Here is a 26,209-nt window from a genome sequence, read left to right as displayed (position 1 = left end):
TCGACACGCTAGCCTGCCCGGGCGGCGTGATCCACCGTCTGTAACGACCGTCACCGGCTTCGGCCCTGACCGCTACGACTCGCACCACGGTAGCTACGAGACCGCCCGGCCCCGAAACGGAGAGTTCACGAAGAGGGCAGCACCACAATCACCGCCCGGTAGCCGCAGACAAACAAGGTGGCGCAGCACCGGGTCCCTGCGGACTCCATGACAGCGTGGCGCCGGCTCACCGCGCACACCACAACGGCGTGGCACCGGGTCAGTCGAGAGTGACGGTCACCAGGACGCGCGACCGCCCGTCGCGGCGGGCCACCGCATGCCCGGACTGCTTCCGGCCGTCCAGTTCCAGGGCGAGCGGATAGCCCTCGCCCTCGAAATTGCGCCACCATTTCTTGGCGTCCGGCATCTGCACCGCAATGAGGACGGTCCCGCCCTGTCGCTTGTATGCGACCGGCGTCTGAAATTCCTTTCCAGAACGTCGCCCGACGTAGCTGACAATGGTCAGCCGCCGGCTCACAGCCGCTCCGAAACGCCGCGAATCACGCAGCGCCAGGGCGCAGGAATTGAACCGGTCGACGAACCCCTGGAACCTCATGCCGACGACGATAACAGCGCCCGGGGAGCGTGCCATAAAGTGAGAGGAATGAGCACCACGCCCTCTCACACCCGGCCCGCCGAGTTGCGCGGCGACGCCCGCGACAACCGCGACCGCATCGTCGACGCGGCCCGGCAGTTGTTCGCCGAGCGTGGCCCGGAAGCCCCCATGACCTCGATCGCCCGCCGGGCCGGAGTCGGCGTGGCCACCGTCTATCGCCGCTTCCCGACCAAGGAAGCCCTGCTCGCCGAGGCGTTCGCGGCCGAGTTCCGCACCTGCGCCGCGATCGTCGACGAGGCTCTGGCCGATGCCGACCCGTGGCGTGGCTTCAGCCGGCTCCTCGAAAAGGTGTGCCTGACGATGGTCGGGAACCGCGGATTCTGCGTAGTCTTCACCGCCGCCCTGACTGCGGAACGCGACCGCGCACTGGCAGGTTTCGCCGAACTCGTCGGCCGCGCCCAGGCCACCGGAGAATTGCGTCCCGACTTCGTTCCCGGCGACCTGGCCGTCATTGTGCTGGCCCTGAACGGAATCGCCGCCGGCCCACCCGAATTCGCCGCCGGAGCGGCCCGGCGGCTGGCCGGTTATCTGCTGACCGCATTCCACACCACGGGCCCGCTTCCGGCGCCGTCGTCGCTCACCCTGAAAGACCTGATTCCACGCTGAACCGGCCCGCGAGTCAAGCACGAACCTCCGCGCAGGGATTTCCGGGCAACTTCCCCGCTCCGCCTTGAGTCGATCACGGGATTGACCATAACGTGAAGAGCACCACGCATTGAAACGTTCAAATACGTGGATCCCCCCGCGGAGCACTCCCCCACCGAGGAGGACCCGATGGCCCGACCCGTCCCCAGGCGTGCGTTACCCCTGATAAGCGCCGCCACCGCCGCCCTGCTGACCATCCCCACCCCCGTCCACGCCGCCACCCCCACGGCCGCTCGCCTCACCCCCACAAACACCAGTGCGGCGATCGCGCCCATCGGTCTCGGCACCGCCCGCTGGATCTGGTACCCCGAGGGCGACCCGGTGCAGTCGGCCCCCGCCGCCACCCGCTATCTGCGCCGCACCTTCACCGCCCCCGCCGGCCCCTACACCGACGCGCAGCTCGTGGTGACCGGCGACGACACCGTGGACGTCTGGCTCAACGACCAATACCTGGCCGGCTCGCCGCGCACCACCGACGCCTGGCGCCAGGCCCGCTACATCGACCTGGCCGGTGCCCTTCGCTCAGGTTCGAACACTTTGCGGATCGCGGTGCGCAACACCAGCGCCGGTCCGGCCGGTCTGCTCGGCCATCTGCGCGTCGCCTCCGCGGCCGGAACCGTCGACCTGGTCACCGACAGCGCGTGGCAGGCCGCGAACGCCGTGCCCGAGACCTGGGTGCAAGCCAAGGACCTGGGCGCGTACGGAAGCGGACCCTGGGCCAGCAACGTCGGCGCCCCGGCCGACGCCGCCTCGCCGGTCACGCTCGCCGGCCTCACCACCGAGCGTCAGACCAACCCGATCGGCCTGGACGCCACGCACCCCCGCTTCGGGTGGCGGCTCGTCTCCGCCATGAACGGCCAGGTCCAGGGCCGTTATCAGGTCACCGTGGGCACCTCGGCCGGTGGCTCCGACGTCTGGGACTCGGGTCAGGTCGCCTCGGGGCAGAGCGTCGACATCCCGTACGCGGGAACGGCTCTGGTCAGTGATCGCACCTACCACTGGCGGGTCCGGGTCTGGGACGCGCAGGGCCGGCCGAGCCCGTGGAGCGCGCCCGCCCGCTTCGACACCGGACTGTTCGACCCAGCCACTCAGTGGCGCGCCGGCTTCATCGGCGCACCGGCCACCGCTTCCCTGACCGGAGCGAGCTGGATCTGGTACCCGGAGGGCGATCCGGTCAACTCCGTGCCCGCCGGGAGCAGATATTTCCGCCGTACGTTCGATCGCAGCGCCACCGGCACGCCGGCCACCCTGGTCGTCACCGGCGACGACACGGCCGATGTCTGGGTCAACGGCACCCGGGTCAGCACGTCGCGCCGGGTGACCGATTCGTGGAAACGCGCAACAACGGTCGATGTGACCACGCAACTGCGGGCGGGCAGCAACACGATCGCGATCGCCGCCACGAACACCACCGCGGGCCCGGCGAGCGTGATCGCCAAGCTCGGTTCCGTGGTCACCGACGGCAGCTGGAAGTCGAACCAGACGGCGCCGTCCGGGTGGGAGCAGCCGGGCTTCGACGACTCGTCGTGGGTCGCGGCCCGGGTGAGCGCTCCGCTCGGCGGCGGCCAGTGGGGCAACCAGGTGTCGGTCGCAAACTTCACCCCGTACGTGGGGAAGGGTTTTGACGTTGCGAAGCCGGTCGCCCGCGCGAGACTGTTCGCCACCGCGCTCGGATTGCACGAAACGCGCATCAACGGCGCGGCGGTAACGAACGAACGGCTCGCGCCCGGATGGACGGACTACACCAAGCGCGTGCAATATCGCGTCTACGACGTGACCGCGAAACTGCGCACCGGCGGCAACACGATCGGCGCGCTGGTCGGGAACGGCTGGTATTCCGGCAACATCGGGTTCGCCGGCAGTCAGCGGTACGGCACGCAGCCCTGGTACTCGGCCCGGCTGAGCATCGACTACGCCGACGGGACGCACACTGACGTGCTGACCGACGGTTCCTGGACGTCCTCGGCGAGCACGATCGTGGCCGACGACCTCTATCACGGCGAAGACCAGGACGCCCGGATCGCCGGAACGGCCACCACGCCGGTCACCGTGCGCACCGGCGCTCAACCGCCCCTGGTCGCGCAGGTTGACCCTGGTGTCACCGTGCAGCAGGAGTTCGCTCCGAAGGCGCTCACCCAGCCCAAGCCGGGCACCTGGATCGCCGACCTGGGCCAGAACTTCGCCGGCTGGAACCGGCTGCGGGTCACCGGACCGGCCGGCACCCGGGTGACGCTGCGGCACGGCGAGATTCTGAACGCCGACGGAACGCTCTACACGACCAACCTGCGCGCGGCCCAGGCGACCGACACGTTCACGCTGGCCGGCACGGGTGCGCAGGAAGTGTTCGAACCGCACTTCACCGTGCACGGTTACCGCTACGTGGAGATCACCGGGTTCCCCGGCACGTTCACCGCGGCCAACCTGACCGGGCTGGCCGCGTGGACCAACGGCGCCGAGACCGGATCGTTCAGCACCAGCGACCCGCTGATCAACCAGGTGCAGCACAACATCCTCTGGGGTGCGCGGTCCAACCTGTTGTCCATCCCGACCGACTGCCCGCAGCGCGACGAGCGGCTGGGCTGGACCGGCGACATCGCCTCGTTCGCGGCCACCTCGACGTTCGGTTTCGACACCCATGGGCTGCTGACCAAGTTCGTCGACGACCTGGTCGACGCGCAACGGGCGGACGGCGCGTTCACCGACGTGGCGCCGGCGGTCATCGACGGGGCGGGCAAGGCCGGCTGGGCCGACGCCGGGGTGATCGTGCCGTACACGGTCTGGCAGCGGTACGGCGATCTGGACCCGGCCGACCAGCACTTCGCGGCTCTGGCCAAATACGTCGACTACCTGCGCTCGACCGCGGGCGCCGACCTGATCCGCGACCACGAGACGTTCGGCGACTGGCTGAACGTCGACGACAACACGCCCAACAATGTGAGCAGTACGGCGTTCTTCGGCTGGTCGGCCCGGCTGCTGTCCCGCATCGCCGCCGCCACCGGGCGAACCGCCGAAGCGACCAGTTACGGCACGCTGGCCGACCAGATCGCGGCCGCTTTCACTGCGCGTTTTGTGTCCGCCGACGGCACGGTGGGCAACAACAGCCAGACCGGCTATGTGCTCGCGCTCGCCTTCGGACTCGTCCCGGCCGCGCGTTCGCAGTCCGTAGCGGACAAGCTCGCGCAGAAAGTGGACGCCCGTAACGGTCATCTGTCGGTCGGTTTCATGGGCGTCGAGAACCTGTTGCCGGCGCTGGCCGACCACGGGCACGCCGACACGGCGTACCGGATCCTGCAGCAGCCCGACTATCCCGGCTGGGGCTACATGAGCTCGCGCGGCGCCACCACGATCTGGGAGCGCTGGGACGGCATCCGCCCGGACGGCACCTTGCAGGACCCGGGCATGAACTCGTTCAACCACTACGGGCTCGGCTCGGTCGGCGATTGGCTGTACCGCTCGGTCGGCGGCGTCGCGCCCGGGTCGCCCGGCTACCGGCAGGTGCTGGTGGCGCCGAAACCGGGCGGTTCGCTCACGTCCGCGCAGTCCTCGCTCACCACGGCGTACGGTCCGACCAGTTCATCGTGGACCCGTAGCGGCGCCACACTAACTCTCAAGGTGACCGTGCCGCCCAACGCCACCGCCGTCGTCCGGGTCCCCGGCACGGTCACCGCCCCGCCCGAGGCAGTCCCTCAGGGCACCGGGAGCTATTCGCTCGCGTCCGGCACCTACAGCTTCACCGCCACGACCAGCTGACCCGAACCGGGGCCGTCGGCACAACCGGCGGCCCCGCCTCAGGGCAGCTCGCCCAGGAGCTGCTCGCCCAGTGGCGTCAATGTGTGCACGACCGCCTTGCCGGCTCGACTGGTCTGGATCAGGCGCGCCTCGCGCAGCACGGCAGTGTGCTGGCTGACCGACGCCGCGCTCACCCCGACCCGGCGGGCCAGTTCCGAGGTCGTCCGGCCGTCGCCGAGCGACTCGAGCAGCGACGTGCGGGTGCGGCCGATCAGCGCGGCCAGCGACTCACCGTCGGCCGGGCGCAGACCACCACGCAGCGTGAGGTCGTGCTCGATCGGATAGACCAGCACGGGCGGCAACGACGTGTCCCGCAACGTGTCCGGCGTTCCCCACGACAGGTAGGACGGCACCAGCAGCAGCCCCCGCCCGTTGAGGTGCAACGTCTGGTCGAACGGCACGTCCACCTCGAGCACCGGCGGCTCCCAGCGCATCATCGGCCGGAAACTGTCGAGCAACCCCTCGGCGCCATGGTCGAGCAGCACCCGGGCCCGCCGGGAACGCTCGGCCTCGATGTGGGCGCGCGCCTCGGACCAGAACGGGCCGATCGCACTCTCGTACTGCGACTGCAACGCCCCGGCCAGCCGGGTCAGGATCTCGGTGTCGCCGTCGGCCAGTTGACTCATCCACGACGGCTTGGGTCCCGCGTGCCGGACCAGTTCCTCGAGCTCCTCGCGCAGCCGCGTGGCCGGGGTCGACTTGATCGCCTCGATCGCCGCCTGCAGGCCCGCCGAACCCTCGGCCGGCGTCAGGAAGTCGGGGTAGTAGGCGCCGCGGACCAGCGGCATGAGCAGCTCGAGGTCGGGGCGGCGGCTCGCCTTCAGCGCGTGCCCGCGCCAGCGCCCGTAGACCAGCTCCGGGCCGGGCCGGCGCAGGCGCCACACACTGAAGATCGTCTCCCACATCGGATCGGGCTCACCCGCGATCCGCACGCGGCCGATGTCCTCCGGCGTGAAGTGGATGCGCAACACGTCGGCCCCCAAGTTGCCACCTAGCAAGCATTCACGGGGCGGAGTCTATCCGGCGTGCGCGAGCACGGAAAAATCGGAACACGACAAATGTCCGTACGGCCCCCTTCGCCGCACGGATGGACGGGTGTCGCCACGAGCGGCACCGACGAGCAGGCAGCCCCGGATATGCACCCCCGATAACGGCATATCCGACATGAGACGCCCATCGCCAGCGGCTCGTGGCCAACCCGGCGAAAGGACGATCCCGGTCCACGGCCCCCACCGACAAGACGTTTAATGCGTCCCTGAAATGATGCTCCCGAGTTCACCCGAACGGCCGAGTCGAACCTCACCGATCAGCTCGATAAGGGCGAAAAACCAATTCCCGATTTGTACGCCGGAACGGGGCGAACAACCGCACGACCGCGTGAGCGTTCCGCCCGGAAACAGGCGGCGCACCGGTCCACGGAGGGCTCAGCCGGGCAGCCGTGGCGGGGTAAGGTCCGCCGGAAACAGGCCGCGCACCCAGGCCACCGCCGCAGGGTCGGTCAGGCGGCCGCGGCGGGCTCGGGCTCGTCAACGGCGGGGCGACGGCGGGCGACCCAGCGCTCGAACACGATCGACGTGAACGGCGGGATCGACGCGGCCAGCCCGAACAGGGTCCGCAGCAGCGACCAGCGCTCGGCCCGCGCCGTCCACAGGGCGGCCGCGATGTAGGCGATGAACAGGGCACCGTGCAGGCGACCGAACAGCCACACGCCCATGTCGGTCACCTCGGCCACCCGCTTCAGATACATGCCGACCAGCAATCCGGCCCACGAGAACGCCTCGGCCACAGCGGTGATGCGGAAGATGCGGTACGGCTGCGGCACGGTGCGGGCCCCCTGATCGAGTCGGCTGATCTGTTTCAGACGCGGCATTCGATCGTACCGGGGCGTGATCATGCGGGCGCCGGAGCGATCTGGTCGTCGCCCCGGCGCCGCGCACCGCTCGCCAAACGCGAGCGCTATCGGAAGGCCGACGGATTCACCTGGACGAGTCGGCCGGCGTGCTTGATGCCGAGCAGGCCGGCGATGCTCCACGACGTCGCGTAGAGCTTGCCGTCGGCGAACTCGAGACCGGTGGGCATGGTGACCGCGGCGTGCGTGACACGACCGTGGTCGATGCGGGTCAGGCGCCCCACCTTGGACGGGTCGAACCCGGGCGGCGGCGGGTCGGCCGCCGGGGCGCCGAACAGCACCTCGGAGGCGAAGATCGTGCCGCGCGGACTGACCGCGATGCCGGTGAGCGACGTGAACCCGGACCACGAGCGCAGCACCCGGCCGCTGCGACCGTCCAGCTTGTAGATCGTCGCCGCGCCCGGCTTCTCGGCGCCGAGCGTCGAGATGTAGACGTGCTCGCCGCGGACCGCGATGCCGGTCGGCACCGGGTCGCAGCCGACTGTCCCCGGGTTGGCCTGCGCGCCCTTGGCCAGGCACTCCTTGGTCCGCGGGTTCGGCGGCACGAAGAACGTGGACACCCGCCCGGTACGCGGATTCACCCGCAGCACGTCGTTGGCCCCGCCGTCGGCGACCAGAAGACCCCATTTCGTGGCGGTCAGACTGAACGGGTTGGACAGCGCGTCATAGGGCTTTCCGGACTTGTCGAACTGTTTCTGGCCGTCCGGATTGTGCTTCAACTCGTATTTCAGAAGATCGGCCAGCACGCGCACGTGCTTGCCATTCCGGTCGGCCACCAAGACCGACGAGGGCGGATAATTCGACGGCGGCGGCTGGCCTTCCTCATTAGGCCCGCCAAGAACCACAAAGATCTTTCCCCCGTACGTCGCGACGCCCGCCGCACCGCCCGCTTTCCTGATCAGCGTGGTGCGTGCACCCGACCTCAAATTGACGGACGTGACTTCACCACTCTCCGATTCCGCGACCAGGGCGGCCCGCGGAGAGTAGACGTCGAGCCCGAACGGCCCGTCGAGATCGGTGGTGATGGTCCGGATCGGTGGCTGTTCCCCATGGCCGCCGCCGGCGTGCGCCGGGGCACTCGCAATGATCGTGAGTGCGCCCGTCCCCACGGCCGCGGCCAATTTCAGCGCATAGATGATTCTCATTTCTGTCCCCCTCGACAGATGCGCCAGATCGGCTTTCCGTCCTCCCCGAGAACGAAACAATCAGCAAACCAAATTTAGGGCGCACGGCGCACGCGGCAACCATCCGTTCGGCCGAGGCGTTCAAGAAATCAGCCTCCCCCGATTCAGCTATTCACGTTCGGACATTTACCCTGATCATTTCCGGTCCGGTGTGCCAGATTTCGGCGCGGGAGCCTGTGGGCCGCCCGCGCGGTTCTACAGTCGAGGCATGGAATTGCGCTGGTGGTCGATCGAGGTCCTGGACGGGCCACGCGGCACTGCGCGCGCCTGGCGCGACTCGCTCGGCAACAGCCTGACCGAGGCGGCGATCACCAACGGGGCCTACCGCTGGGAGTGGCACCAGCACCAGTGGGGCATCCTGTTCGAGATCGCCTTCCACACCGACGAGGCCTGGGAGCAATATCGGGCCCTCCCGGTCGTGTCGGCGGCCCTCGACGCGGTCCCCGACGCGGCGCACGGCCTCTACGTCTACCCCGGTCGCGGCGGCAGCGGCGGCCGCACCGAGCCCCGCCGCCCCCACCCGATCAGCGGCGGCGGCGCAGCCGAGATGCCACTCTCCGAGTTGGTCGAGCTGGTAACCCTGCGCGACGGCCGCCGCCCGGCCTTCACCCTGGGCATCCACCAGCTGATCTGAAAGCTCCGCGACGCCAGCCAAGCCCCCCGGCAGCCCGTGGACCGCTCAACCGGCGCACAAACTACGACCAGGGCGCCTCACGCCGGCCTCGGAACGCGCGACCAGCGCAACAACGACCAACACGCTCCCACGCCACCCGCGCGAAACGCTCAACCGGCGCGCACCGACGGCCAACGCCCACTCACGGCCACCCGCGCGAAACGCTCAACCTGCGCACAACAACGACCAACGCGCGCTCACAGCCAGCGCAAGACGCTCAACCGGCGCGCACCATCAGCCAACGCGCTCACGGCCAGCGCGAAACGCTCAACCCGCGCGCAACAACGACCAACACGCCTTCACGGCCACCCGCGAACGCTTAACCGGCGCGCAACAACAGCCAACACGCGCTCACAGCCAGCGCCAAACGCTCAACCCGCGCGCCATCAGCCAACGCGCTCACGGCCACCCGCGCGAACGCTCAACCCGCGCGCAACAACGACCAACACGCTTCCAGGACCGTTGGGCCGATCGCGCGACTGCCGCGCCACGACGAAGCGGCAAGCCCTGGCGAGGCGGATGCTCAAGCGCCGGCGGCGTACTCCCGGAAGCGCTCGACGGCCTTGCCGTTCACGGCGCGCCCGTGCCCGAAGACGGCGTGGTCGAAGTCGTAGCCGGCCAGCTTGGCCAGGCTGCGCCCCTGCTCGGCCGGGTCGGCCGAGACCTGGGTCGGGCCGATCTTCACCGTGCCCTCGCGGGTGCCCGACGCGGTGTCGCCGGCAAACAGGACGCCGCCGGCCCGCTCGAGCAGGTACGACACGTGGCCCCGGGTGTGCCCGGGTGTATGCACGGCGGTGAAGCCGGGCAGCGGTTCCGACTCGTCGCCGCTGATGATCTGGTCCAGCTTCGTCGGCTCGGCCGTGCCGATCAGCCGGACGGCCAGCTTGGCCAGACCCTTGGGCCGGGGCTGGTCGAGGGCCCCGGAGATGACCGGCGCGTCGGCCGCGTGGGCGAACACCCGCGCCCCGGACCGGCGGCGCACGTCGGCAACGTTTCCGATGTGGTCGAAATGGTGGTGGGTGAGCAGCACGGCCGTCACGTCACCGATCTGTTTGCGCATCTCGTGCAGCGCCCGGTCGATCCGTTTGGAGTTGCGGGGAAGTCCCGTGTCGACCAGCACCACCCCGTCGTCGGTGACGACCAGATGCATGTTGACGAAACTGAGGCTGAGTTCGAAGACACCGTCCACCACTTCACGCACACCGAGATCATGCCAGGCGAGTGGAGTTTCGGCAGAAGCATCCCGCCGACGATTTGTCCGGTTAAGTTGGCAAACCATGGATCGTAGGGCGTTTCTGGTCGCGGGTGGAGCGGCCGTCGTGGTGGGACTGGGCGGAGCCGGTGCCCGGGCGGCCGTGCGGGAAAGGGTCTTCGAATGGTCGCGGCGCGGTGGTCTCCGCCTGCCGATCCTCGCCGTCTACGACGACAACACCGCGTACGCCGATGCCACCGCGAGTCTGCCGCTGCGCCCCCGGCAGGCCCGGTCGTTGCTCGCACACGCCGAGGCGGTGCTGGGCAATCCCCGGCAGACCCGGCGTGATCCCACCCGTCCGGGCGGCGGCGCCGCCACCGACATCGTGCGCGCGGGCGAGCGATTCGCCGAACTCGACGGCTGGGACGACGGCGACCCGTTGCACGCTTTCCCCGACGCCCTGCACGAGTTGGCGACTCACGTGCAGGATGTGCGCACCCAGGCTCTCACCGGCGGCGAACCGTGGCGCCCGAACGCCATCCTGCTCGCCACCGCACCAGCGAACGCCACCAACGCGCACCCCGCGCAAACCAACCCGAACGCCAGAAACGCCCACTCCACGCAGCCTGGCATCGCGAACGCGCACTCCACGCAGCCCGGCACCGCGAACGCGCACTCCACGCAGCCCGGCACCGCGAACGCGCACTCCACGCAGCCCGGCACCGCGAACGCGCACTCCACGCAGCCTGGGCCCGCAAACGCTCAATACGCACAGCCCGGCACCAGAAAGGCGCACTCCACACAGCCGGGCATCGCAAACGCTCAATACGAGCAGGCCGACGCAGCAAACGCGCAGCATGCACAGCCGAGCGCCGTCGGCGCGCACGTTGATGCCGAGCCGTGGGACAGCGAGCCGTGGCCGGAAGGGGTGACGGTGTTCCTGGGTGAGCGCCGGCTGCACGGCGAGCAGGCCCGGGCTGTACGGGCAAAGCTGTTGCCGGGTGGCCTTTATCGCGTGTCAGCGGCGCAGACCCTGGTCGTGAACTGGCGCCACCTGATCCCCGGCGAGTAAGGCGGCAGCACCGCCAGGCAGCTCGGCGGCAGCACCGCCAGACGACACGGCAGCAGCACCGCCAGACGGCACGGCAGCAGCACCGCCAAGCGGCTCGGCGGCAGCACTGACGGGGAGCATGGCAACGACGCGCAGGGCGTTGCGGGCGTGGATCTGCTGTGTGGTCGTGATGCGTTCGGCCCGGCCGCGGCCCAGGAAACTGACCGTCCAGTGCAGCAGCGTGCTCACCTTGTTCTTGAAACCGATCAGATAGAACAGGTGCACGCCGAGCCAGCCCAGCCACCCGATCAGCCCGCTCAGGTGCAGCGGCCCGACGTCGGCGACGGCCGAGAAGCGCGAGATGGTCGCCATGTTGCCCTTGTCGAAGTACTTGAACGGTTTCGGGGCGGGCCGGCCGGCGATCCGGCGCGCGATCACCCGGGCCGCGTACCGGCCGCCCTGCATCGCCACCTGCGCGACGCCGGGCAACCCGGTCGCGGCCAGGTCACCGACCACGAAGATGGACGGATGGCCGGCCACGGTCAGGTCCGGTTCCACCTCGATGCGTCCGGCCCGGTCGGTCCCGGCGCCGGTGGACTGCGCGATTCTGTCCGCGAGCGGCGCGGCGGCGACCCCGGCGGCCCAAAACTTCGTGCGCGCGCGGAGATAACCGTCCGAGGCCGTCACCCCGTACGCGTCCACATCGCTCACTTTGGTGTTCAAGCGAACATCGACGTGCAACCGGCGCAGCTGTTTCAGCGCGGCCGCCGACAGCGAACCGTCGAACGCGGGCAGCACCCGGTCGACCGCGTCGATCAGGATGACGCGCGTCGTGGACAGGTCGGCCCGGCGGTACTGGCCCTTCAGCGAGCGGTGGGCGAGCTCGGCGATCTGCCCGGCCAGCTCGACCCCGGTCGGCCCGGCGCCGACGATGACGAAGGTCAGCCATTCCTGCCGGACGGCCGGGTCCTCCTCGAGCTCGGCCATCTCGAACGCGTGGAAGATCCGGCTGCGCACCTCGAGGGCGTCGTCGATGTTCTTGAGGGCGGGTGCGTGCTCGGCGAACCGGTCGTTCCCGAAATACGAGTTGCTGGCTCCGGCGGCGACGATCAGGGAGTCGTACGGGATGGTCCGGATTGTCCCGTCGGGCGCGCTGACCTCGACCGTCGAGGCCCCGGCGTCGACGTCGGTGACCCAGCCGAGGCGGATGTCGAGGTCGTCACGCCCGCGCAGGATCTCGCGGATCGGCGGGGCCACCTCGCCCTCGCTGAGGATGCCGGTCGCGACCTGGTAGAGCAGCGGTTCGAACAGGTGATAGGTGGTGCCGCTGACGACTGTGACCTGGACCGGGACCTTGCGCAGGCTCTTGGCGGCGAACAGGCCGCCGAATCCCGCGCCGACGATGACCACACGATGCTTCTCCATGTCATCGGGACGAGACAGCACCGGAGTCTGTGACCGCATGCAATGTGAGTCACACTCGTCTACCGTCCGTTCCGGCGGATTAATAAGCCGGAGAGTAGGCGCGGAGCGACGGCGGGTGCGGTACTGTCCGTGACCGGTGCTCGCTATGATCGCTCCGGCCGGTTACCGAGGATCCACACTGGACGCTGGGGTCCACCGAGGTGAGGATGTTCGCGTGTCACATGATCAACACAGCAGGTAGATCATCGTGATCGGGCGTGGGGACAGTGGCGGCTCGACCGTGCGCCGGCTTCAGCTCGGTGCGCGCCTGCGCGAGTTGCGCCTGCACGCCGGGGTGAGCCGCGAGGCCGCCGGCTACCGCATCCGCGCCTCCGAGTCGAAGATCAGCCGGATGGAGCTGGGCCGCGTCGGGTTCAAGCCCCGCGACGTGACCGACCTCCTGCTGCTCTACGGCGTCGACGACCCGGAGGAGCACGACCGGCTGCTCGAGCTGACCAAGGCGGCCAACTCGCCGAGCTGGTGGCACACCTACGGCGACGTGCTGGAGAGCTGGTTCCACAGCTACCTCGACCTCGAGCAGGCCGCCGAACTGATCCGCACGTACGAGATCCAGTTCGTGCCCGGACTGCTGCAGACCGAGGCGTACGCGAGTGCGGTGATCCGCCTCGGGCACAACAACCCGAGCCCGCACGAGGTCGAGCGGCTGGCCAAGCTGCGGATGACCCGCAAGGAGACGCTGGCCCGCCCGGATTCGCCGACCTTCTGGGCGGTGCTCGACGAGGCCGTGCTGCGGCGCCTGATCGGCGGTCGCGAGGTGCTGCGCGAGCAGATCGTCGCCCTGCTCGAGGCGTGCGACGACCCGAACATCCGGCTCCAGGTGATCCCGTTCGACTCGGGCGGGCACGCGGCGGCCGGCGGCGCGTTCAGCATCCTCCGGTTCCCCCACGAAGAGCTCGACGACGTGGTCTACATCGAACATCTGACCAGCGCGCTCTACCTGGACAAGCGCGAGGACGTGGACGACTACGCGGCCGCCTTCGGGCGCTTGATCATCGAGGCCGCTCCCCCGGCGCGTACCCCCGACATCCTCAAGGGTGTGCTCGCCGATCTGGACGGTTCCTGAATATCCACAAAGGGCGCTTGCGCTCGGGTGGCCGGGCCGATAGAAACGTCGGCATGACGGACCAAGAGGCCCCCGCCGACCTGCAGCCGGACGTGCCGCACGCGGCGCGCATGTGGAACTACTGGATGGGCGGCAAGGACAACTTCGCCGCCGACCGTGCCGCCGGCGACGCCGTGGCCCAGGTCTATCCCGAGATCGTGGTGATGGCGCGGCAGTCGCGTAAGTTCCTGATCCGGGTCGTCCGCCACCTGGCCGCCGAGGCCGGCGTGCGCCAGTTCCTCGACATCGGCACCGGCCTGCCGACGATGCAGAACACGCACGAGGTGGCTCAGGGCATCGCCCCCGAGTCCAAGATCGTCTACGTCGACAACGACCCGATGGTGCTGGCGTACGCGCGGGCTCTGCTCGTCGGCACGACGACCGAGGGCGTCACGACCTACGTGCACGCCGACTACCACGACCCCGAGAAGATCCTGGCCGACGCCGAGCAGGCGCTCGACTTCGACGAGCCGATCGCTGTCATGTTCATGGGCGTGATGGGCTACGAGCCCGACCTGGGCGAGATCCGCCGGATCGTCGACACCGTGATGGCCCGCGTGCCGGCCGGCAGCTTCCTGGTCTTCTGGGACGGCACCGACACGTCCCAGGCGGTTGTCGAGGGGGCCGAGCGGCTGGCCCAGGCGGGCGGCGTGCCCTACATCCTGCGCAGCCCCGAGGAGCTGGCGACCGTGTTCACCGGGCTCGAGCTGGTCGAGCCGGGCCTGACCCAGATCAGCTCGTGGCGTCCCGACGGCGACGGCATCGAGTCGATCGAGGCGTACGGGGCCGTGGGCCGCAAGCCCTGAGCATCCCGGATCCGGCCGGGTGAGACGTCGCCTCACCCGGCTCGATCGCCCCACGGATCACTCCGCCATCGGGCCGGATTGCCCGATCTCCCCCGTTGATGCCACGACTCGTTCACGTCCGCCCGCGGCCGGGACCGGTTGGAAAGACTTCTCCTCACCAAGGCACCCCCACCTTCGAGGAGACCTCTCGTGCGTATCGTCACCCGGCTCACGCCTGCTGCTGCCGTCCTGTCCGGCCTGCTGCTCACCTCGGCCTGCGCCGCCGCCGAGACCACCACGAGCTCGGCCGCGCCCGGCTCCTCCAGCACCCCGTCGGCGTCCTCGACGCTCGGTTCCGCGCCGTCGCCGACGCCGTCGGCCACCACCACGTCACCGGCCCCGGCCACCAAGCCGGCCGCGTCGACCACCAAGACCGGCAAGGGCGTGTTCAGCGGCACCCGCCAGGTCTGGCTGCTCCCCAAGAACAGCGAGGCGACCCTCGGCGTGGTCGGCGGCGGCAAGGTCGGGCTGTCCGAGAAGTTCGGCGACAGCGACCTGTTCGTCCTGACCCCGGTCGGTGACCAGTTCTGGATCCGTACGGCCAAGCTCCGCAAGGGCGGCGAGCCGTACTGCCTGTCGGCCAAGCTCGGCCCCGGCGGCAAGCCCGCGGCCGTCCTGACCGTCGCGTGCGACTCGTCGGCGAAGGACCAGCTGTTCCGCTTCCGCCAGACCGGCGAGTCGAACGGCAAGCTGACCTACACGATCCGTACCGGCACGGACACCTACATCATCCAGGACCCGACCGGCGAGATCGCGCACACCGGGGTCGGCGTCGCCGCGGTCACGATCGGTGAGGGCACGCCCGACATCGACACCCCGTACATCATCGCCGACAAGGGCGCGGCCAGCATGCCGAGCCTCGACTGACACCGAGGGCCGCGTGCGAAGAGGGCCGCGTGAAGAGGGCCGCGCGTGAAGAGGGCCGCGTGAAGAGGGCCGCGCGTGAAGAGGGCTACGCGCGGCGCAGCACCAGAGTGGCGAAGCCCAGGACGCCCCGGTAACCGCGCAGCCAGCCGGAGCGGCGCTCCTGGGCCACGCGCGTGAGTTCGGTCGCGTCGGGATGGCCCGGGTTGTCCAGGGCCCATTCGAGCACCGAGCCGGTCCACGACCACTCGTAGTCGTCCCACTCGGCCGGGTCGCTCACGTGCGCGTAGACCGGCCGCCAGCCGGCGTCGGCGGCCTGATCGACCAGCCCGGCCAGGTCGGTGAGGCCGGACGGCTTGGCATCCAGGGCGTTCAGGGCGGCCGGCGTCGGTGGCACCTCCCAGAAGGCGCCGCCGACGATCAGCACACCGTGCTGATTCGCGTGCCGGCCGGTCAGCTCGAGCGCCGGCCCGAAGCCCCCGAACGCATGCGCGGCACCCACGCAGAGCACCAGGTCGTAGTCGCCGTCGGGGACGTAGGAGCGAGCGTCGCGCTCGTGCAGCGTCAACCGGTCGGCCAGCTCGCGCACGGCCGCCATGGATTCGGCGCGTTCCAGCGCGTACGGGTTCAGGTCCACCCCGTCGGCCTGCCCGTCGGGACAGTGGGCGAGCGCCTGCATGGCCCACGCGGCCTGCCCGCAGCCCAGGTCGAGGATGCGGGCCGCCGGGCCCCGGCCGGCCCGCCGCAGCAGCTTGTTCACGGTGAGACCCGCGACCGGCGCGGCGATCGGGTGATGGGTGTGCGCTATCGAGCTGATTCGACGGGGATCCACGTGTCCCAGTCAACACGATTCTATGTTTACGAACGGTCGGTCTTTTTGTAGGGTCAGGCCATGACCCCGTACGACGGACGCCTGGCTCGCGGTGAGCGGACGCGCACGGCCGTGCTCGATCGGGCGCTCGAGCTGACCACCGCGGCCGGGCTCGACGGGCTCTCGCTCAGCCAGGTCGCCGACTCGCTCGGGGTGAGCAAGTCCGGCCTGTTCGCGCACTGGCGCTCCAAGGAGGCGCTGCAGCTCGCCGTCATCGAGCACGCCCGCGAGCAGTGGACCGACCGGGTGATCCGGCCCGCGCTGCCGGAGCCGCGCGGGGTGCGCCGCCTGTGGGCCGTGCACAACCGGCGGCTCGACTTCTACGAGGCCGCCGTTCTGCCCGGCCGGTGCTTCTTCGCCAACGCGCACTTCGAGTTCAACGCGCGCCCCGGTCCCGTGCACGACCGGCTGGCGGCCGAACTGCGCGAGTGGATGGGCTTTCTCACCGGGCTCGCCGCCGACGCGGTGGCCGCGGGCGAGCTGCGCCCGGGCACCGATCCCGGCGACCTCGCCTATCAGGCCGAGTCGCTCGGGGTCTGCGCCGTGATGCAGGCGTCGGTGCTGGGCCCCGACGTCACGTTCCGCCATGCCCGCCGCGCGATGTTCGAGCACCTTCGAGCAGTCGTGACCGACCCGACGATCCTTCCGGAGCCGAAATGACCACCGCCGTCCAGAGCCACGGGGCCGTCGTCCCCCAGCCGGTCCACTTCGACGATCTGGACGCGATGGGCGTCCTGCACAATTCCCGGTACGCCGTGCTGGTCGAGCGGGCCATCGTGCTCTGGTGGGCCGAGCGTGGCGTCTCGTTCTCGGGCGGCCGGCCGACCACGCCGGACGCGTTCAATGTGGTCCGCGAATACCAGATCACCTTCCACCGCCCGATCCGCGGCACGGGCGACGTCGACGTCCGCTTCTGGCTCGACCGGATGGGCACGACCAGCGCCGACTACCGCTTCCAGGTGACCTCGCCGGACGGCGGCACCGTCCACGCCGAGGGCCGCCGGGTCAACGTCCGCCTGGACCCGGCCACCATGCGCCCGGCCCCGTGGACCGACCACGGCCGCACGATCGCGGCCGGTCTGCTACGCGGCTGACCGCTGCGGCGCCAGCCAGGCGGCGGCGATCGCGGCCCGGCTGCTACGCGGCTGACCGCTGCGGCGCCAGCCAGGCGGCGGCGATCGCGGCCCGGCTGCTACGCGGCTGACCGCTGCGGCGCCAGCCAGGCGGCGGCGATCGCGGCCGGGCTCCTACGCGGCTGACCGCTGCGGCGCCAGCCAGGTGGCGGCGATCTCGGCCGCCGGCAGCGGGCGCGCGAACAGGTAGCCCTGGCCGTAGTGGTAGCCCAGCCCCTGCAGCACCTCGCGCTGCTCGGCGGTCTCGATGCCCTCGGCCACCGACGACAGCTCGAGGGCCGCGGCCATCTGGCTGACCGCGTTGGCCACCGCCGCCTGCCGGCCGACGGTGGTGATCGACTCGACGAACGAGCGGTCGAGCTTGAGCGAGGTGACCGGCGTGGTCAGCAGCAGGCCGAGCGACGACGCGGCGGTGCCGAAGTCGTCCAGGGACAGGCGCACCCCGAGACCGCGCAGGTCGAACAGTGCCTCGGTGGACTCCTCGTCGTCGAACACGGCCGTCTCGGTCACCTCGATGTTGAGACCGGACGCGGGCAGCCCGAACTCGGTCAGCACGGCTTCCACCTCGGCCACGAAGCCGGGTTCGCGCAACTGCCGTCCGGCCACGTTCACGCCGACCATGACCGGGGCCGCCGCCGGGTGCGCACGCCGCCACTCGGCCGCCTGACGGCACGCCTCGCGCAGCGCGAACCGCCCGATGGCGACGATCTGACCGGTCCGCTCGGCCAGCGGGATGAACTCGATCGGCGAGACCAGCCCGCGGGTCGGGTGGTTCCACCGGATCAGCGACTCCACGCCGGTCAGCACGCCGTCGCCGAGCCGCACGATCGGCTGGTAGAGCAGGGTGAACTCGCCACGCTCGACGGCCTGCGCCATCTCCCGGATGAGCACCGCGTCGGCGCTGATCCGCTCGCCCATGGCGTCGGTGTACTCGACCCACATGCTCTTGCCGCGCCGCTTGGCCTCGTACATGGCGATGTCGGCGTTGCTGAGCAGCGCGGACGGTTCGTCGCCGGGCCGCGCGCAGGCGACGCCGGTGCTGGCCCGGGTGGCCAGCACATGCTGGCCGATCTCGATCGGTTCGGAGAATCGCCGCTGGATGTCGTCGGCGACCTGTCCGGCGATGACCGCGCCCGCGCCGGGCAGCAGGATCGCGAACTCGTCACCACCGAGCCGGGCCACAACGTCCGTAACGCGCACCGCCTCGCGCAAACGCGCGGCAACGCTCACCAGAAGCGCATCGCCGGCCGCATGGCCCATGGTGTCGTTGACGGTCTTGAAGTCGTCCAGATCGATCAGCAGGACGGCCACGTCCGTATCCGAGTCGAGCGCGCCCGCGAGCAGGGTGGTGAAACGCGTCCGGTTGGCCAGGCCGGTCAGTCCGTCGGTCGACGCCTGCACGCGCATCTGCGCCTCGTGCCCGCGCACCTCGTCGAGGGCGATGTCGAGCCGGCCGATCAGCTGCATGTTGTCGTGGAAGGCGACCAGCTGCCGCCCGGCGACCAGGCAACTGATCACCACGACGCCGATCGCCGCGCCCCACAGTTGCGACGACACGTCGGCCGGAAGCATGGCGAAGAAGATGATCAGCGTGAGGGCGATCATCCCGTACGGGAGAAGGCTGTAACCCCGTCGGCGGCCGGTGCCGTAGACGTGACCACTGGTCTGCACGATCCGCTGGATCCACGGCCCCATGGCGATGAGGAGGGAAGGCAGCAGGCGCGCGACGAACACGTACGGCTGGGAAGCCTGTTGGAAGTCGCCCGGCAGGAACGTGATGACGCCTTGCAGGCCGGCCGCCGCCACCATCGGCCACGCGGCGATCCGGGCCATCGGCGGCGCCTTGATCAGGGCGACCTTGGTGGCCGAGAACGCGGAGACGACCAGCAGGGCCGACGTCAGGCCGGCCGTGACCCGGTCGGTGCCGGCGCCACCGAGCGGGTTGACCGCGAAGCACCACGCGGCCACCGCGCCGCCGACCAGGACCGTCGTCGCGTCGAGCCAGAACACCGACTTCTCGCGCCGGGTGGTCAGACCCTGCGGGAAGATCAGGCAGGCGATCACGTTGCTGCTCATACCGACCACGAAGAGCACGGTCTGCGCGGTGCCACCGTTGAACGAGGGGGCGCCCGGAGCCACCAGGCTGGTGATCGCCTGGATCGTGTCGCCGGTCGTGAAGCACGCCCCGGCGAAGGTGATCATGGCCCAGAAGCGGCGGAAGTGGCGCGGCGAGATCTGCCGGAGACGCCACGCGCCGAGCGTCAGGGCGGCGTCCAGCGGCACCTGGAACGCCCAGAAGACCTGCACCTGGTGGACCGGATCGCCGTCGAGGACGAAGAAGAGGACACACCCGAGCAGGGTGGCCGCAGCCAGCATGCGTAGTGCCGTGTCACGCCACAGCAGGGTCGTCTTCACCGGTCCACCGTCCTCAGCTGATTGCGAGGACACGATCGGCCGGACGGCGGCGGATCCGAGAGTTATCGGGGCGCGGCCTTCGGCATGAACTTCTTCTCGCCCGTCTCGGCCATCGAGTGCAGCATCCCCGCGGTGACCGGGATGAGCCGGGCCAGGCCGGGCTGACCGTTACGGCGGGCGAGTTCGGGCCCGAGCCGGGTCATCAGCCGGGTGAGCGCGGGCAGCGGCCGGACGAACAGGGTGATCTCGCGGATCAGGCCGTCGTCGGCGAGCCGCAGCCGCTGCGCCTCGAACAGCCGGGTGTCACCGATCCGGGCCTCGTAGAAGAGCGCCACCGTACGGCCTTCGGCGACCTGATCGGTGTAGGTGATGTCCTCGATCACGCCCAGGGCGACGTCGAGGAGTGTCCGGATGCGCTCGCGCCCGTCGAACGTGAACTGCTCGGTGATCGGGGAGATCAGACGAACATCTTCGCTCAACGTGGCGACCGCCGCGGCCGCGTCCCGGGACTCACCCGCGGCGCGCCAGGCGGAAACGCTTCGATAGTCGTCCATCTCGTCAGGATGGCATTCCGCCGCCACCCCCGTACGGACGAAACTTGCGGTATGGTCCGGAACTTACGAGCTTCGGTGGGAAAGCAGGTCTCGGTGCGCAACATCCAGAATCCGGTGCTGCCGGGGTTCCATCCCGATCCGTCGATCCTGCGGGTGGGCGGTGACTACTACATCGCCACCTCGACGTTCGAGTGGTTCCCGGGCGTACGCGTGCACCACTCGACCGACCTGGTCGACTGGACGCCGCTCGGCGGCGCGCTCAACGAGAAGCGGCTGCTCGACCTCACCGGCACCGGCGACTCCAACGGCGTGTGGGCACCCAGCCTCAGCTACGCCCACGGCGAGTTCCACCTGCTCTACTCCGACGTCGCCACCTTCGCCGGCGGCTACTGGGACCCACAGAACTTCCTGGTCACCGGCCCCACGCCGACCGGGCCGTGGTCCGACCCGGTGGTGCTGCACGGCCGCGGCTTCGACGCGTCGCTCTTCCACGACGACGACGGCACCACCTGGATGCTGTCGATGGTGGCCGACTGGCGTCCCGGCCGGAACCGCTTCGCCGGCATCTCGATCCAGCAGTACGACCGGTCGGCCCGCGCCCTGGTCGGCCCGGAACAGATGATCTTCACCGGTACGTCGGCCGCGGTGACCGAGGCACCCAACCTGTACCGCAAGGACGGCTGGTACTACCTGGTCACCGCCGAGGGCGGCACGAGCTGGGCCCACCAGGTCACCGTGGCGCGCTCGTCGCACCTGCTCGGCCCCTACCTGGCCGACCCGGCCGGTCCGCTGCTCACATCGGCCGGTCACCCCAAGCTCACCCTGCAGAAGGCCGGGCACGGCAGCCTGGTCGAGACGCCGGGCGGCCAGTGGTACCTCGCGCACCTGGTCGGCCGGCCGTACTCGCCGCTGGGCCGGTGCGTGCTCGGGCGCGAGTCGGCGATCCAGGAGGTGACCTGGACGGCCGACGGCTGGCCGCGCATCGCCGAGGGCATCCCCGCGGAAACGGTCGCGGCGCCCCGCGACTCCGCGGTCGGCTCGGAAACGCCGGCGCCGTCCTCCGAGCAGGTCGAGGACGACGACTTCGACGGTGACAGGCTCGGGGTGAACTGGTCGACGCTGCGACGCCCGGCCACCCTCGACTGGGTGTCCCTCACCGAGCGGCCGTCCCACCTGCGGATCCACGGCGGGTTCTCGCCGATGGGCCGGCACCGTCCCAGCCTGGTGGCCCGCCGCGTGGTCGCCCAGGACTGCACGTTCGAGGCGACGATGGAGTTCAAGCCCCGCAACTACCGGCAGCTGGCCGGAATCACCGCCTACTACAACACCCGCAACTGGTACTACCTGCACGTCACCGCCGACGACGACGGCACACCCGTGCTCGATCTGCTGGCCTGCGACAACGGCCGGGTCGCGGTGGTCCCCGGCGTCCGCGTGCCGGTCCCCTCCCCCGGCCCGGTCCGGCTCCGCCTGCGGTTCGAGGGTCCATCACTGACTTTCGCGTACGCCTTCCCCGGCGCCCCTTGGCAGCCGGCCGGCCCGGTGCTCGACGCCACCACGCTCTCCGACGAGTACGCCGCGCACGAGATCGACGGGGAGCCGGCCGCCTGGGGCTTCACCGGCGCGTTCACCGGCCTCTGGGTGCAGGACCTGGGCCGCGAGGGCGCCTACGCCGACTTCGACCGGGCCTCTTACCGCGCCGCGCCGGAGCAATAGGCCGGCATCACGACGCGCGCGCTCGGGCGAGGAGCGTCAGCGCCGGGCCGCCGTCAGGTGGGGATGGTGAACGTCTGAAGCTGATGGACGCCCGGCCCCAGCGGCACGACGACGCCGCGCACGTTGCGCTCGTCAAGCCACGCGACCCGGACCAGCACCGGAGGCTTCTTGATGTCGAAGGTCGTCACGTGGCGGTCGGCCAGCACCCGACCGTCCTCGGTGCTGAGCACCGCCGCCCACACGTCGCCGGGTTTCTTCTCGTACGTCACCGCGACCCGCCCGGTCGACGGCGACAACCGCAGCCCGGTCGTCGCCCGGCAGCCCAGCGCGGTCAGCGACAGCGTCCTGAGACCCTGCGGCGGGTCGATGTCGTTCAGTTCCGGCCGGCACGACGCGGACGTGCGGGCCAGCACCAGCGTGTCGCCCACGACGTCGGCCGCGTCGAGGGCGGCCGACGGGTCGTCGCCGGGCAGGTCGAGCATCGCCGACGACATGACCAGCCGTTCCAGACCGTTGGTCAGATCGAACCCGGCCAGGCCCTGCGGACGCCACAGGTAGGCCGTCGTCGCGTTGGCCGCGACCAGGGTGACCCGTTCGCCCGGCCGCTTGATGTCGCGCTGCACCGCCTCGCCGGCCGGATCGTCGACGGTCAAGGTCGTGCGCGGGACGTCGCCGAGGACGACGACCCGCCCGTCCGACAGGCCCGTCACGGAGTCGTAGCCGTTGCCGGGCACCGGGAGCGGGACGAGCCCGCCGTCGGGCCGCATCTCGCCGATCGACAGCGCGCCCAGCTCGATCGGCTCGGCGCCGGGCCGGGTGCCCAGGTACTGCCCGTTCGCGCCGGCGAGCAGCAGCCGCTGGGCCGGGCCGGTCGGCGTGCTCACCACCGCGGGCTCGAGCGGCCGGGTCGCCTGCGCGTGCTGCCGGACCACGATGCCGGCGCCGACCAGTCCGATCGCCGCGAGCGTGGCGCCGATCGCCGTCGCGCCCCGGCGGCGGTTGCGGCGGCGGCGCGCCCGCCGGTAGACCTCGCCGACCTCCCACCCGTACCGGGTGGTGCTCTCGCCGGCGGTGCGCACGGCCCGTTCGACCTCGCGGGGGATCTGGTGGCTCACGACGCGGTCTCCTCGGTGCTCAGCTCGACGCGGAGGGCGGCCAGACCGCGGGCGAGCCGGCTTTTGACCGTCCCCTCGCTCAGTCCCAGGGCCTCGGCCGTCTCGGCGGTGGTCAGATCGAGAAGGATGCGGCAGGTGATCACGGCCCGCTGCGGCAACGGCAGCCCGGCCAGCGCGAGCAGGGTGCCGTCGGGGGTCGCGTCGGACGCCGGATGGTCGTCGCCGCCGACCGGTGCCGTCTCGCGGCGATGCTTGCGCCACCAGGAGGTCGCCCAGTTGAGCCCGACCCGGAAGACCCAGCCGGCCGGATTGTCGAGCTGGCCGACGGTCCGCCATTTCGCGTACGCCCGGGCCATCGCCTCGTCGACCGCCTCGCGGGCGAGCTCATCGCGCCGCAGGGTCACGGCGAGCGCGCGATAGACCCGGTCGGCATTGACCCGGTAGAACGCCTCGAACCCGTCCGCCTCGGCACGTGAGAGACGGACGGGCGGGGAGGACGTCGTCGGAACCACCATGCCCGATACACGCGGCTGCACCCCGGGAGGTTCCCAGAGGCGGCCGGATTTCTAAAGTCGCGGGTAGGCGTCCAGCGGCGGCTTCGAGTCGCCGTCGCGCGGACCGACGGGGGTGAAGTAGGAAACCGGCGGCTCCCCGTCGATGATCTCGGTCATCCGCCGTACGGTGGGATCGCCCTCATCCGCCACGTAGTCGTGCTCGCGGGTCTGGTCACGCCCGTCCCGGATGTCCATCGCGCGCAGGATCGGGGTGGCCGCCGCGGCGACCAGCAGGTTGACGGCCAGCGCGACGATCCCGACATAGATGGCCGCCTGTGTCGCGAAGCCGAGGTGGCTGAGCGGCCAGGCCGACCCGCCGAAATGCTCGCGTATCACCGTGCGGCCGTCGGCGCCGCCCAGCTTCGGCACCTGCCACAGCATGAAGATCCCGAGCACCAGTCCCGCGCCGATGCCGAACCCGAGCGCCCACCGGTGGAACCAGTTGCTGTAGAGCCCGAGCGCGACCGCGGGCAGCGTCTGCATGATCAGCACGCCGCCGATGAGCTGCAGGTCGATGGCGAACTGCGTGTTCAGCAGCAGAAGGATCAGCAGAGCGCCGAATTTCACGGTGAGGGAGACCGATTTGCTGACGTACGTCTCCTCGCGCGCGGAGGCCTGCGGCCGGATGTAGACGCGGTAGATGTCGCGGGTGAACAGGTTGGCCGCGGCGATCGACATGATCGCGGCCGGCACCATCGCGCCCACCCCGATCGCCGCGAACGCCAGCCCCGCGCTCCAGGCCGGCGCGTTCTCGTTGAACCATTGCGGCACCACCGTGTTCGCGTTGCCGCCGACCGGCTGCGTGCCGTCGTAGAGGGCGGCGAACCCGACCAGCATCAGGACGCCGAGGGTGAGCGTGTAGAGCGGCAGGACGGCCAGATTGCGCCGCAGCGTGCCCCGGTTGCGCGAGGCGAGCACCCCGGTGAGCGTGTGCGGATAGAGGAACAGGGCGACCGCCGACCCGAGCGCGAGCGTCACGTAGTTCAGCTGGCTCTGCACGGGCAGGAGAAGACCGTCGTCCGTACGCGGTGTGGCCGTGTAACGGTTCTCGGCGATCCGGAAGATGGTCTCCCACTGCCCGGGGGTCATCGCCACGATCATGAGCACCGCGAGTACGGACCAGAGGATCAGCGCGTCCTTGACGATCGACACCAGCGCCGGCCCGCGCAGCCCGGAGTTGAACGTGTAGAGCGCGAGCACCACGAACGCGACGGTCAGCGGCCAGCCCTTGGGCAGCCCCATGACCTCGAAGACGGCTTCCATACCGATCAACTGCAGGGCGATGTACGGCATGGTGGCGACGATCCCGAGGACGGCGACCGCGGTGCCCAGTCCCCGGGAGCCGAACCGCGCGCGGACGAACTCGGCCGGCGTGACGAACCCGTGCACGTGGCAGACCGACCAGAAACGCGCGAGCACGACGAACAGCATCGGATAGACGATCACCAGGAACGGCACCGGGAAGAACCCGGCCGCGCCCATGCCGTAGACCAGCGTCGGGACGGCGACGAACGTGTACGCCGTGTAGACGTCGCCGCTGAGTAGGAAGAACGTGACCCAGTTGCCGAACGCCCGGCCGCCCAGCCCCCACTCCTCGAGCGTGTGGATGGAGTCGGGCCGGCGCCACCGGGACGCGGCGAAGCCCATCACGGCGACCGCCCCGAACACGACGACGAAGACGGTCAGCTGCGTGCTCATCGGGTCTTCCGGTGCACGAAGGCGATCGTCCCGCTGGCCAGGAACGCGAACGCGAGCTGGCACCAGTAGAAGAACGGCATGCCGAGCAGCGCCGGGTCGACCCGGTTGTAGAGCACCGGCATGAGTGGCAGCACGATCGGGATCAGCAGCAGCCAGTGCCAGCGGCTGCGGTCCTCGCGCTGCTCACCGAACGCGAACCGTCGCGCCCGCCGGTCACGGACGGTGGCCCACTCGCCGCTACGGTGCCGCGCCACCGACCATCCGGCCGCCGGCGGCGGGATCGGCTGATCACGTGGCTCACGGTGCTCACGTGCGGGAACCACCTGGGCCCGGCCCCGGAGAGCCGCCTTCATCCCGCCCTCGGCCGCTGCGGCGCGTATCCGCCGCTCCGGCATGGCCTGCACGTCCGCGCCCGCCCGGGCCGGACCGACCGGGCCCGCCCGATCCGGGATGGCCGAGCCCGCCTCCGCCTCGGCGCGCATGCCCTCGATCCACGCCTCCCGGACGCCGGCCAGGCGGGACGGCCGCGGACCGGCCAGGCGATCCTCGGGTGGATAGGGCGGCTCGCGGTCGGGGCGCCGGGCCCAGGCCGGGAGCGGCGGCGCGTTCACCGGCAGGCTCCCCCACCGGTCGGGCTCGCCCGCACCGGCCTCCGTCCATGATGGAGGAACGGCGTACGGCGGCTCGCCGGAGTCGCGATCGGGGTGGCCGTACGGAGAGTGCGCCATTGCTTGCCTCCGGAGCGTGATCACACGGTCG

At 70.5% G+C, this 26,209-nt stretch carries 23 protein-coding genes; 10 read left to right on the top strand and 13 right to left on the bottom strand.

Annotated elements, in window-relative coordinates; genetic code table 11:
- Positions 1-259 precede the first annotated feature (259 nt).
- Positions 260-595, bottom strand: coding sequence for a PNPOx family protein (locus KOI35_RS36335; protein WP_246614338.1), 336 nt, complete (start codon positions 593-595; stop codon positions 260-262).
- Between the two features lie 48 nt (positions 596-643).
- On the opposite strand from KOI35_RS36335, the gene KOI35_RS36330 reads away from it, so the two are divergent.
- Together KOI35_RS36330 and KOI35_RS36325 are read left to right on the top strand one after the other, a co-directional pair.
- Complete coding sequence (locus KOI35_RS36330) at positions 644-1,261, top strand: TetR/AcrR family transcriptional regulator (RefSeq protein WP_215793234.1); 618 nt, start codon at positions 644-646, stop codon at positions 1,259-1,261.
- A gap of 168 nt (positions 1,262-1,429) precedes the next feature.
- The gene (locus tag KOI35_RS36325) at positions 1,430-5,050 is read left to right on the top strand and encodes an alpha-L-rhamnosidase (RefSeq protein ID WP_215793233.1); all 3,621 of its coding nucleotides are present in this window, start codon (positions 1,430-1,432) and stop codon (positions 5,048-5,050) included.
- Between the two features lie 38 nt (positions 5,051-5,088).
- Here the strand turns inward: KOI35_RS36325 and KOI35_RS36320 are convergent, their stop codons facing one another.
- The 3 genes from KOI35_RS36320 to KOI35_RS36310 all read right to left on the bottom strand — a co-directional run bounded on the left by KOI35_RS36320 (position 5,089) and on the right by KOI35_RS36310 (position 8,143).
- Positions 5,089-6,072, bottom strand: coding sequence for an ArsR/SmtB family transcription factor (locus KOI35_RS36320; RefSeq protein WP_246614337.1), 984 nt, complete (start codon positions 6,070-6,072; stop codon positions 5,089-5,091).
- A 515-nt stretch (positions 6,073-6,587) separates the two neighbouring features.
- Entirely contained in the window at positions 6,588-6,959 is a 372-nt protein-coding gene (locus KOI35_RS36315) for a DUF3817 domain-containing protein (protein ID WP_215793232.1), read from the bottom strand.
- Positions 6,960-7,045: 86 nt separating this feature from the next.
- Complete coding sequence (locus tag KOI35_RS36310; RefSeq protein WP_215793231.1) at positions 7,046-8,143, bottom strand: ScyD/ScyE family protein; 1,098 nt, start codon at positions 8,141-8,143, stop codon at positions 7,046-7,048.
- Positions 8,144-8,390: 247 nt separating this feature from the next.
- On the opposite strand from KOI35_RS36310, the gene KOI35_RS36305 reads away from it, so the two are divergent.
- Complete coding sequence (locus KOI35_RS36305; RefSeq protein ID WP_215793230.1) at positions 8,391-8,816, top strand: hypothetical protein; 426 nt, start codon at positions 8,391-8,393, stop codon at positions 8,814-8,816.
- Between the two features lie 562 nt (positions 8,817-9,378).
- Here KOI35_RS36305 and KOI35_RS36300 read toward each other — a convergent pair.
- Positions 9,379-10,056 carry an MBL fold metallo-hydrolase gene (locus KOI35_RS36300; protein WP_308121307.1) on the bottom strand — a complete coding sequence of 226 codons (678 nt, stop codon included), beginning with the start codon at positions 10,054-10,056 and terminating at the stop codon, positions 9,379-9,381.
- Positions 10,057-10,132: 76 nt separating this feature from the next.
- On the opposite strand from KOI35_RS36300, the gene KOI35_RS36295 reads away from it, so the two are divergent.
- Positions 10,133-11,119 carry a hypothetical protein gene (locus tag KOI35_RS36295; RefSeq protein ID WP_215793228.1) on the top strand — a complete coding sequence of 329 codons (987 nt, stop codon included), beginning with the start codon at positions 10,133-10,135 and terminating at the stop codon, positions 11,117-11,119.
- Here the strand turns inward: KOI35_RS36295 and KOI35_RS36290 are convergent.
- The gene (locus KOI35_RS36290; protein ID WP_215793227.1) at positions 11,066-12,523 is read right to left on the bottom strand and encodes an NAD(P)/FAD-dependent oxidoreductase; all 1,458 of its coding nucleotides are present in this window, start codon (positions 12,521-12,523) and stop codon (positions 11,066-11,068) included. The two genes, KOI35_RS36295 and KOI35_RS36290, sit on opposite strands and share 54 nt — an antisense overlap.
- A 247-nt stretch (positions 12,524-12,770) precedes the next feature.
- On the opposite strand from KOI35_RS36290, the gene KOI35_RS36285 reads away from it, so the two are divergent.
- From KOI35_RS36285 to KOI35_RS36275, 3 genes are all read left to right on the top strand, one after another.
- Positions 12,771-13,646: a Sco1979 family transcriptional regulator gene (locus KOI35_RS36285; RefSeq protein WP_308121306.1), complete on the top strand. Its 876-nt coding sequence runs from the start codon at positions 12,771-12,773 to the stop codon at positions 13,644-13,646.
- 53 nt (positions 13,647-13,699) lie between these two features.
- Positions 13,700-14,491, top strand: coding sequence for an SAM-dependent methyltransferase (locus tag KOI35_RS36280; protein ID WP_215793226.1), 792 nt, complete (start codon positions 13,700-13,702; stop codon positions 14,489-14,491).
- Positions 14,492-14,680: 189 nt separating this feature from the next.
- Positions 14,681-15,397 (top strand): hypothetical protein, encoded by a 717-nt coding sequence (locus KOI35_RS36275; RefSeq protein WP_215793225.1) that lies wholly within the window; start codon positions 14,681-14,683, stop codon positions 15,395-15,397.
- Between the two features lie 85 nt (positions 15,398-15,482).
- Here KOI35_RS36275 and KOI35_RS36270 read toward each other — a convergent pair whose 3' ends face one another.
- Positions 15,483-16,226: an SAM-dependent methyltransferase gene (locus KOI35_RS36270; protein ID WP_215793224.1), complete on the bottom strand. Its 744-nt coding sequence runs from the start codon at positions 16,224-16,226 to the stop codon at positions 15,483-15,485.
- Between the two features lie 60 nt (positions 16,227-16,286).
- On the opposite strand from KOI35_RS36270, the gene KOI35_RS36265 reads away from it, so the two are divergent.
- Together KOI35_RS36265 and KOI35_RS36260 are read left to right on the top strand one after the other, a co-directional pair.
- Positions 16,287-16,925 (top strand): TetR/AcrR family transcriptional regulator, encoded by a 639-nt coding sequence (locus tag KOI35_RS36265; RefSeq protein WP_215793223.1) that lies wholly within the window; start codon positions 16,287-16,289, stop codon positions 16,923-16,925.
- Entirely contained in the window at positions 16,922-17,359 is a 438-nt protein-coding gene (locus KOI35_RS36260) for an acyl-CoA thioesterase (RefSeq protein WP_215793222.1), read from the top strand. The genes KOI35_RS36265 and KOI35_RS36260 overlap by 4 nt, the downstream gene beginning before the upstream one ends.
- Positions 17,360-17,512: 153 nt before the next feature.
- Here KOI35_RS36260 and KOI35_RS49140 read toward each other — a convergent pair whose 3' ends face one another.
- Both KOI35_RS49140 and KOI35_RS36250 read right to left on the bottom strand, forming a co-directional pair.
- The gene (locus KOI35_RS49140; RefSeq protein WP_215793221.1) at positions 17,513-19,813 is read right to left on the bottom strand and encodes a putative bifunctional diguanylate cyclase/phosphodiesterase; all 2,301 of its coding nucleotides are present in this window, start codon (positions 19,811-19,813) and stop codon (positions 17,513-17,515) included.
- Between the two features lie 62 nt (positions 19,814-19,875).
- Positions 19,876-20,367, bottom strand: coding sequence for a nuclear transport factor 2 family protein (locus KOI35_RS36250; protein WP_215793220.1), 492 nt, complete (start codon positions 20,365-20,367; stop codon positions 19,876-19,878).
- A 75-nt stretch (positions 20,368-20,442) separates the two neighbouring features.
- On the opposite strand from KOI35_RS36250, the gene KOI35_RS36245 reads away from it, so the two are divergent.
- Positions 20,443-22,083, top strand: coding sequence for a glycoside hydrolase family 43 protein (locus tag KOI35_RS36245; protein WP_308121305.1), 1,641 nt, complete (start codon positions 20,443-20,445; stop codon positions 22,081-22,083).
- Positions 22,084-22,136: 53 nt separating this feature from the next.
- On the opposite strand, the gene KOI35_RS36240 is transcribed toward KOI35_RS36245, so the two are convergent.
- The 4 genes from KOI35_RS36240 to KOI35_RS47930 are packed head-to-tail and all read right to left on the bottom strand — an operon-like array spanning position 22,137 to position 26,178.
- Positions 22,137-23,198 carry a hypothetical protein gene (locus KOI35_RS36240; protein ID WP_215793218.1) on the bottom strand — a complete coding sequence of 354 codons (1,062 nt, stop codon included), beginning with the start codon at positions 23,196-23,198 and terminating at the stop codon, positions 22,137-22,139.
- Positions 23,195-23,734, bottom strand: coding sequence for an RNA polymerase sigma factor (locus tag KOI35_RS36235; RefSeq protein ID WP_308121304.1), 540 nt, complete (start codon positions 23,732-23,734; stop codon positions 23,195-23,197). The genes KOI35_RS36240 and KOI35_RS36235 overlap by 4 nt, the downstream gene beginning before the upstream one ends.
- A gap of 30 nt (positions 23,735-23,764) precedes the next feature.
- On the bottom strand, positions 23,765-25,450 hold the full coding sequence (locus tag KOI35_RS36230) for a sodium:solute symporter family protein (RefSeq protein ID WP_215793217.1): 1,686 nt from the start codon (positions 25,448-25,450) through the stop codon (positions 23,765-23,767).
- The gene (locus tag KOI35_RS47930; RefSeq protein WP_246614336.1) at positions 25,447-26,178 is read right to left on the bottom strand and encodes a DUF3311 domain-containing protein; all 732 of its coding nucleotides are present in this window, start codon (positions 26,176-26,178) and stop codon (positions 25,447-25,449) included. Before KOI35_RS47930 ends, KOI35_RS36230 begins: the two co-directional genes overlap by 4 nt.
- Positions 26,179-26,209 lie beyond the last annotated feature (31 nt).

This window comes from Paractinoplanes bogorensis (genome assembly GCF_018829635.1).
Taxonomy (GTDB): Bacteria; Actinomycetota; Actinomycetes; order Mycobacteriales; family Micromonosporaceae; genus Actinoplanes; species Actinoplanes bogorensis.
The sequence above is the reverse complement of the archived record's forward strand: the minus strand, read 5'-3'. Positions and strand labels throughout refer to the sequence as shown.

Excerpts from the sequence above, each read along its gene's own strand:
- KOI35_RS36260 (WP_215793222.1), top strand. The coding sequence starts at position 16,922 with ATGACCACCGCCGTCCAGAGCCACGGGGCCGTCGTCCCCCAGCCGGTC.
- KOI35_RS36250 (WP_215793220.1), bottom strand. The coding sequence starts at position 20,367 with ATGGACGACTATCGAAGCGTTTCCGCCTGGCGCGCCGCGGGTGAGTCC.
- KOI35_RS36325 (WP_215793233.1), top strand. The coding sequence starts at position 1,430 with ATGGCCCGACCCGTCCCCAGGCGTGCGTTACCCCTGATAAGCGCCGCC.
- KOI35_RS36335 (WP_246614338.1), bottom strand. The coding sequence starts at position 595 with ATGAGGTTCCAGGGGTTCGTCGACCGGTTCAATTCCTGCGCCCTGGCG.
- KOI35_RS36330 (WP_215793234.1), top strand. The coding sequence starts at position 644 with ATGAGCACCACGCCCTCTCACACCCGGCCCGCCGAGTTGCGCGGCGAC.
- KOI35_RS36310 (WP_215793231.1), bottom strand. The coding sequence starts at position 8,143 with ATGAGAATCATCTATGCGCTGAAATTGGCCGCGGCCGTGGGGACGGGC.
- KOI35_RS36290 (WP_215793227.1), bottom strand. The coding sequence starts at position 12,523 with ATGGAGAAGCATCGTGTGGTCATCGTCGGCGCGGGATTCGGCGGCCTG.
- KOI35_RS36230 (WP_215793217.1), bottom strand. The coding sequence starts at position 25,450 with ATGAGCACGCAGCTGACCGTCTTCGTCGTCGTGTTCGGGGCGGTCGCC.
- KOI35_RS36280 (WP_215793226.1), top strand. The coding sequence starts at position 13,700 with ATGACGGACCAAGAGGCCCCCGCCGACCTGCAGCCGGACGTGCCGCAC.
- KOI35_RS36315 (WP_215793232.1), bottom strand. The coding sequence starts at position 6,959 with ATGCCGCGTCTGAAACAGATCAGCCGACTCGATCAGGGGGCCCGCACC.
- KOI35_RS36305 (WP_215793230.1), top strand. The coding sequence starts at position 8,391 with ATGGAATTGCGCTGGTGGTCGATCGAGGTCCTGGACGGGCCACGCGGC.
- KOI35_RS36265 (WP_215793223.1), top strand. The coding sequence starts at position 16,287 with ATGACCCCGTACGACGGACGCCTGGCTCGCGGTGAGCGGACGCGCACG.
- KOI35_RS47930 (WP_246614336.1), bottom strand. The coding sequence starts at position 26,178 with ATGGCGCACTCTCCGTACGGCCACCCCGATCGCGACTCCGGCGAGCCG.
- KOI35_RS36295 (WP_215793228.1), top strand. The coding sequence starts at position 10,133 with ATGGATCGTAGGGCGTTTCTGGTCGCGGGTGGAGCGGCCGTCGTGGTG.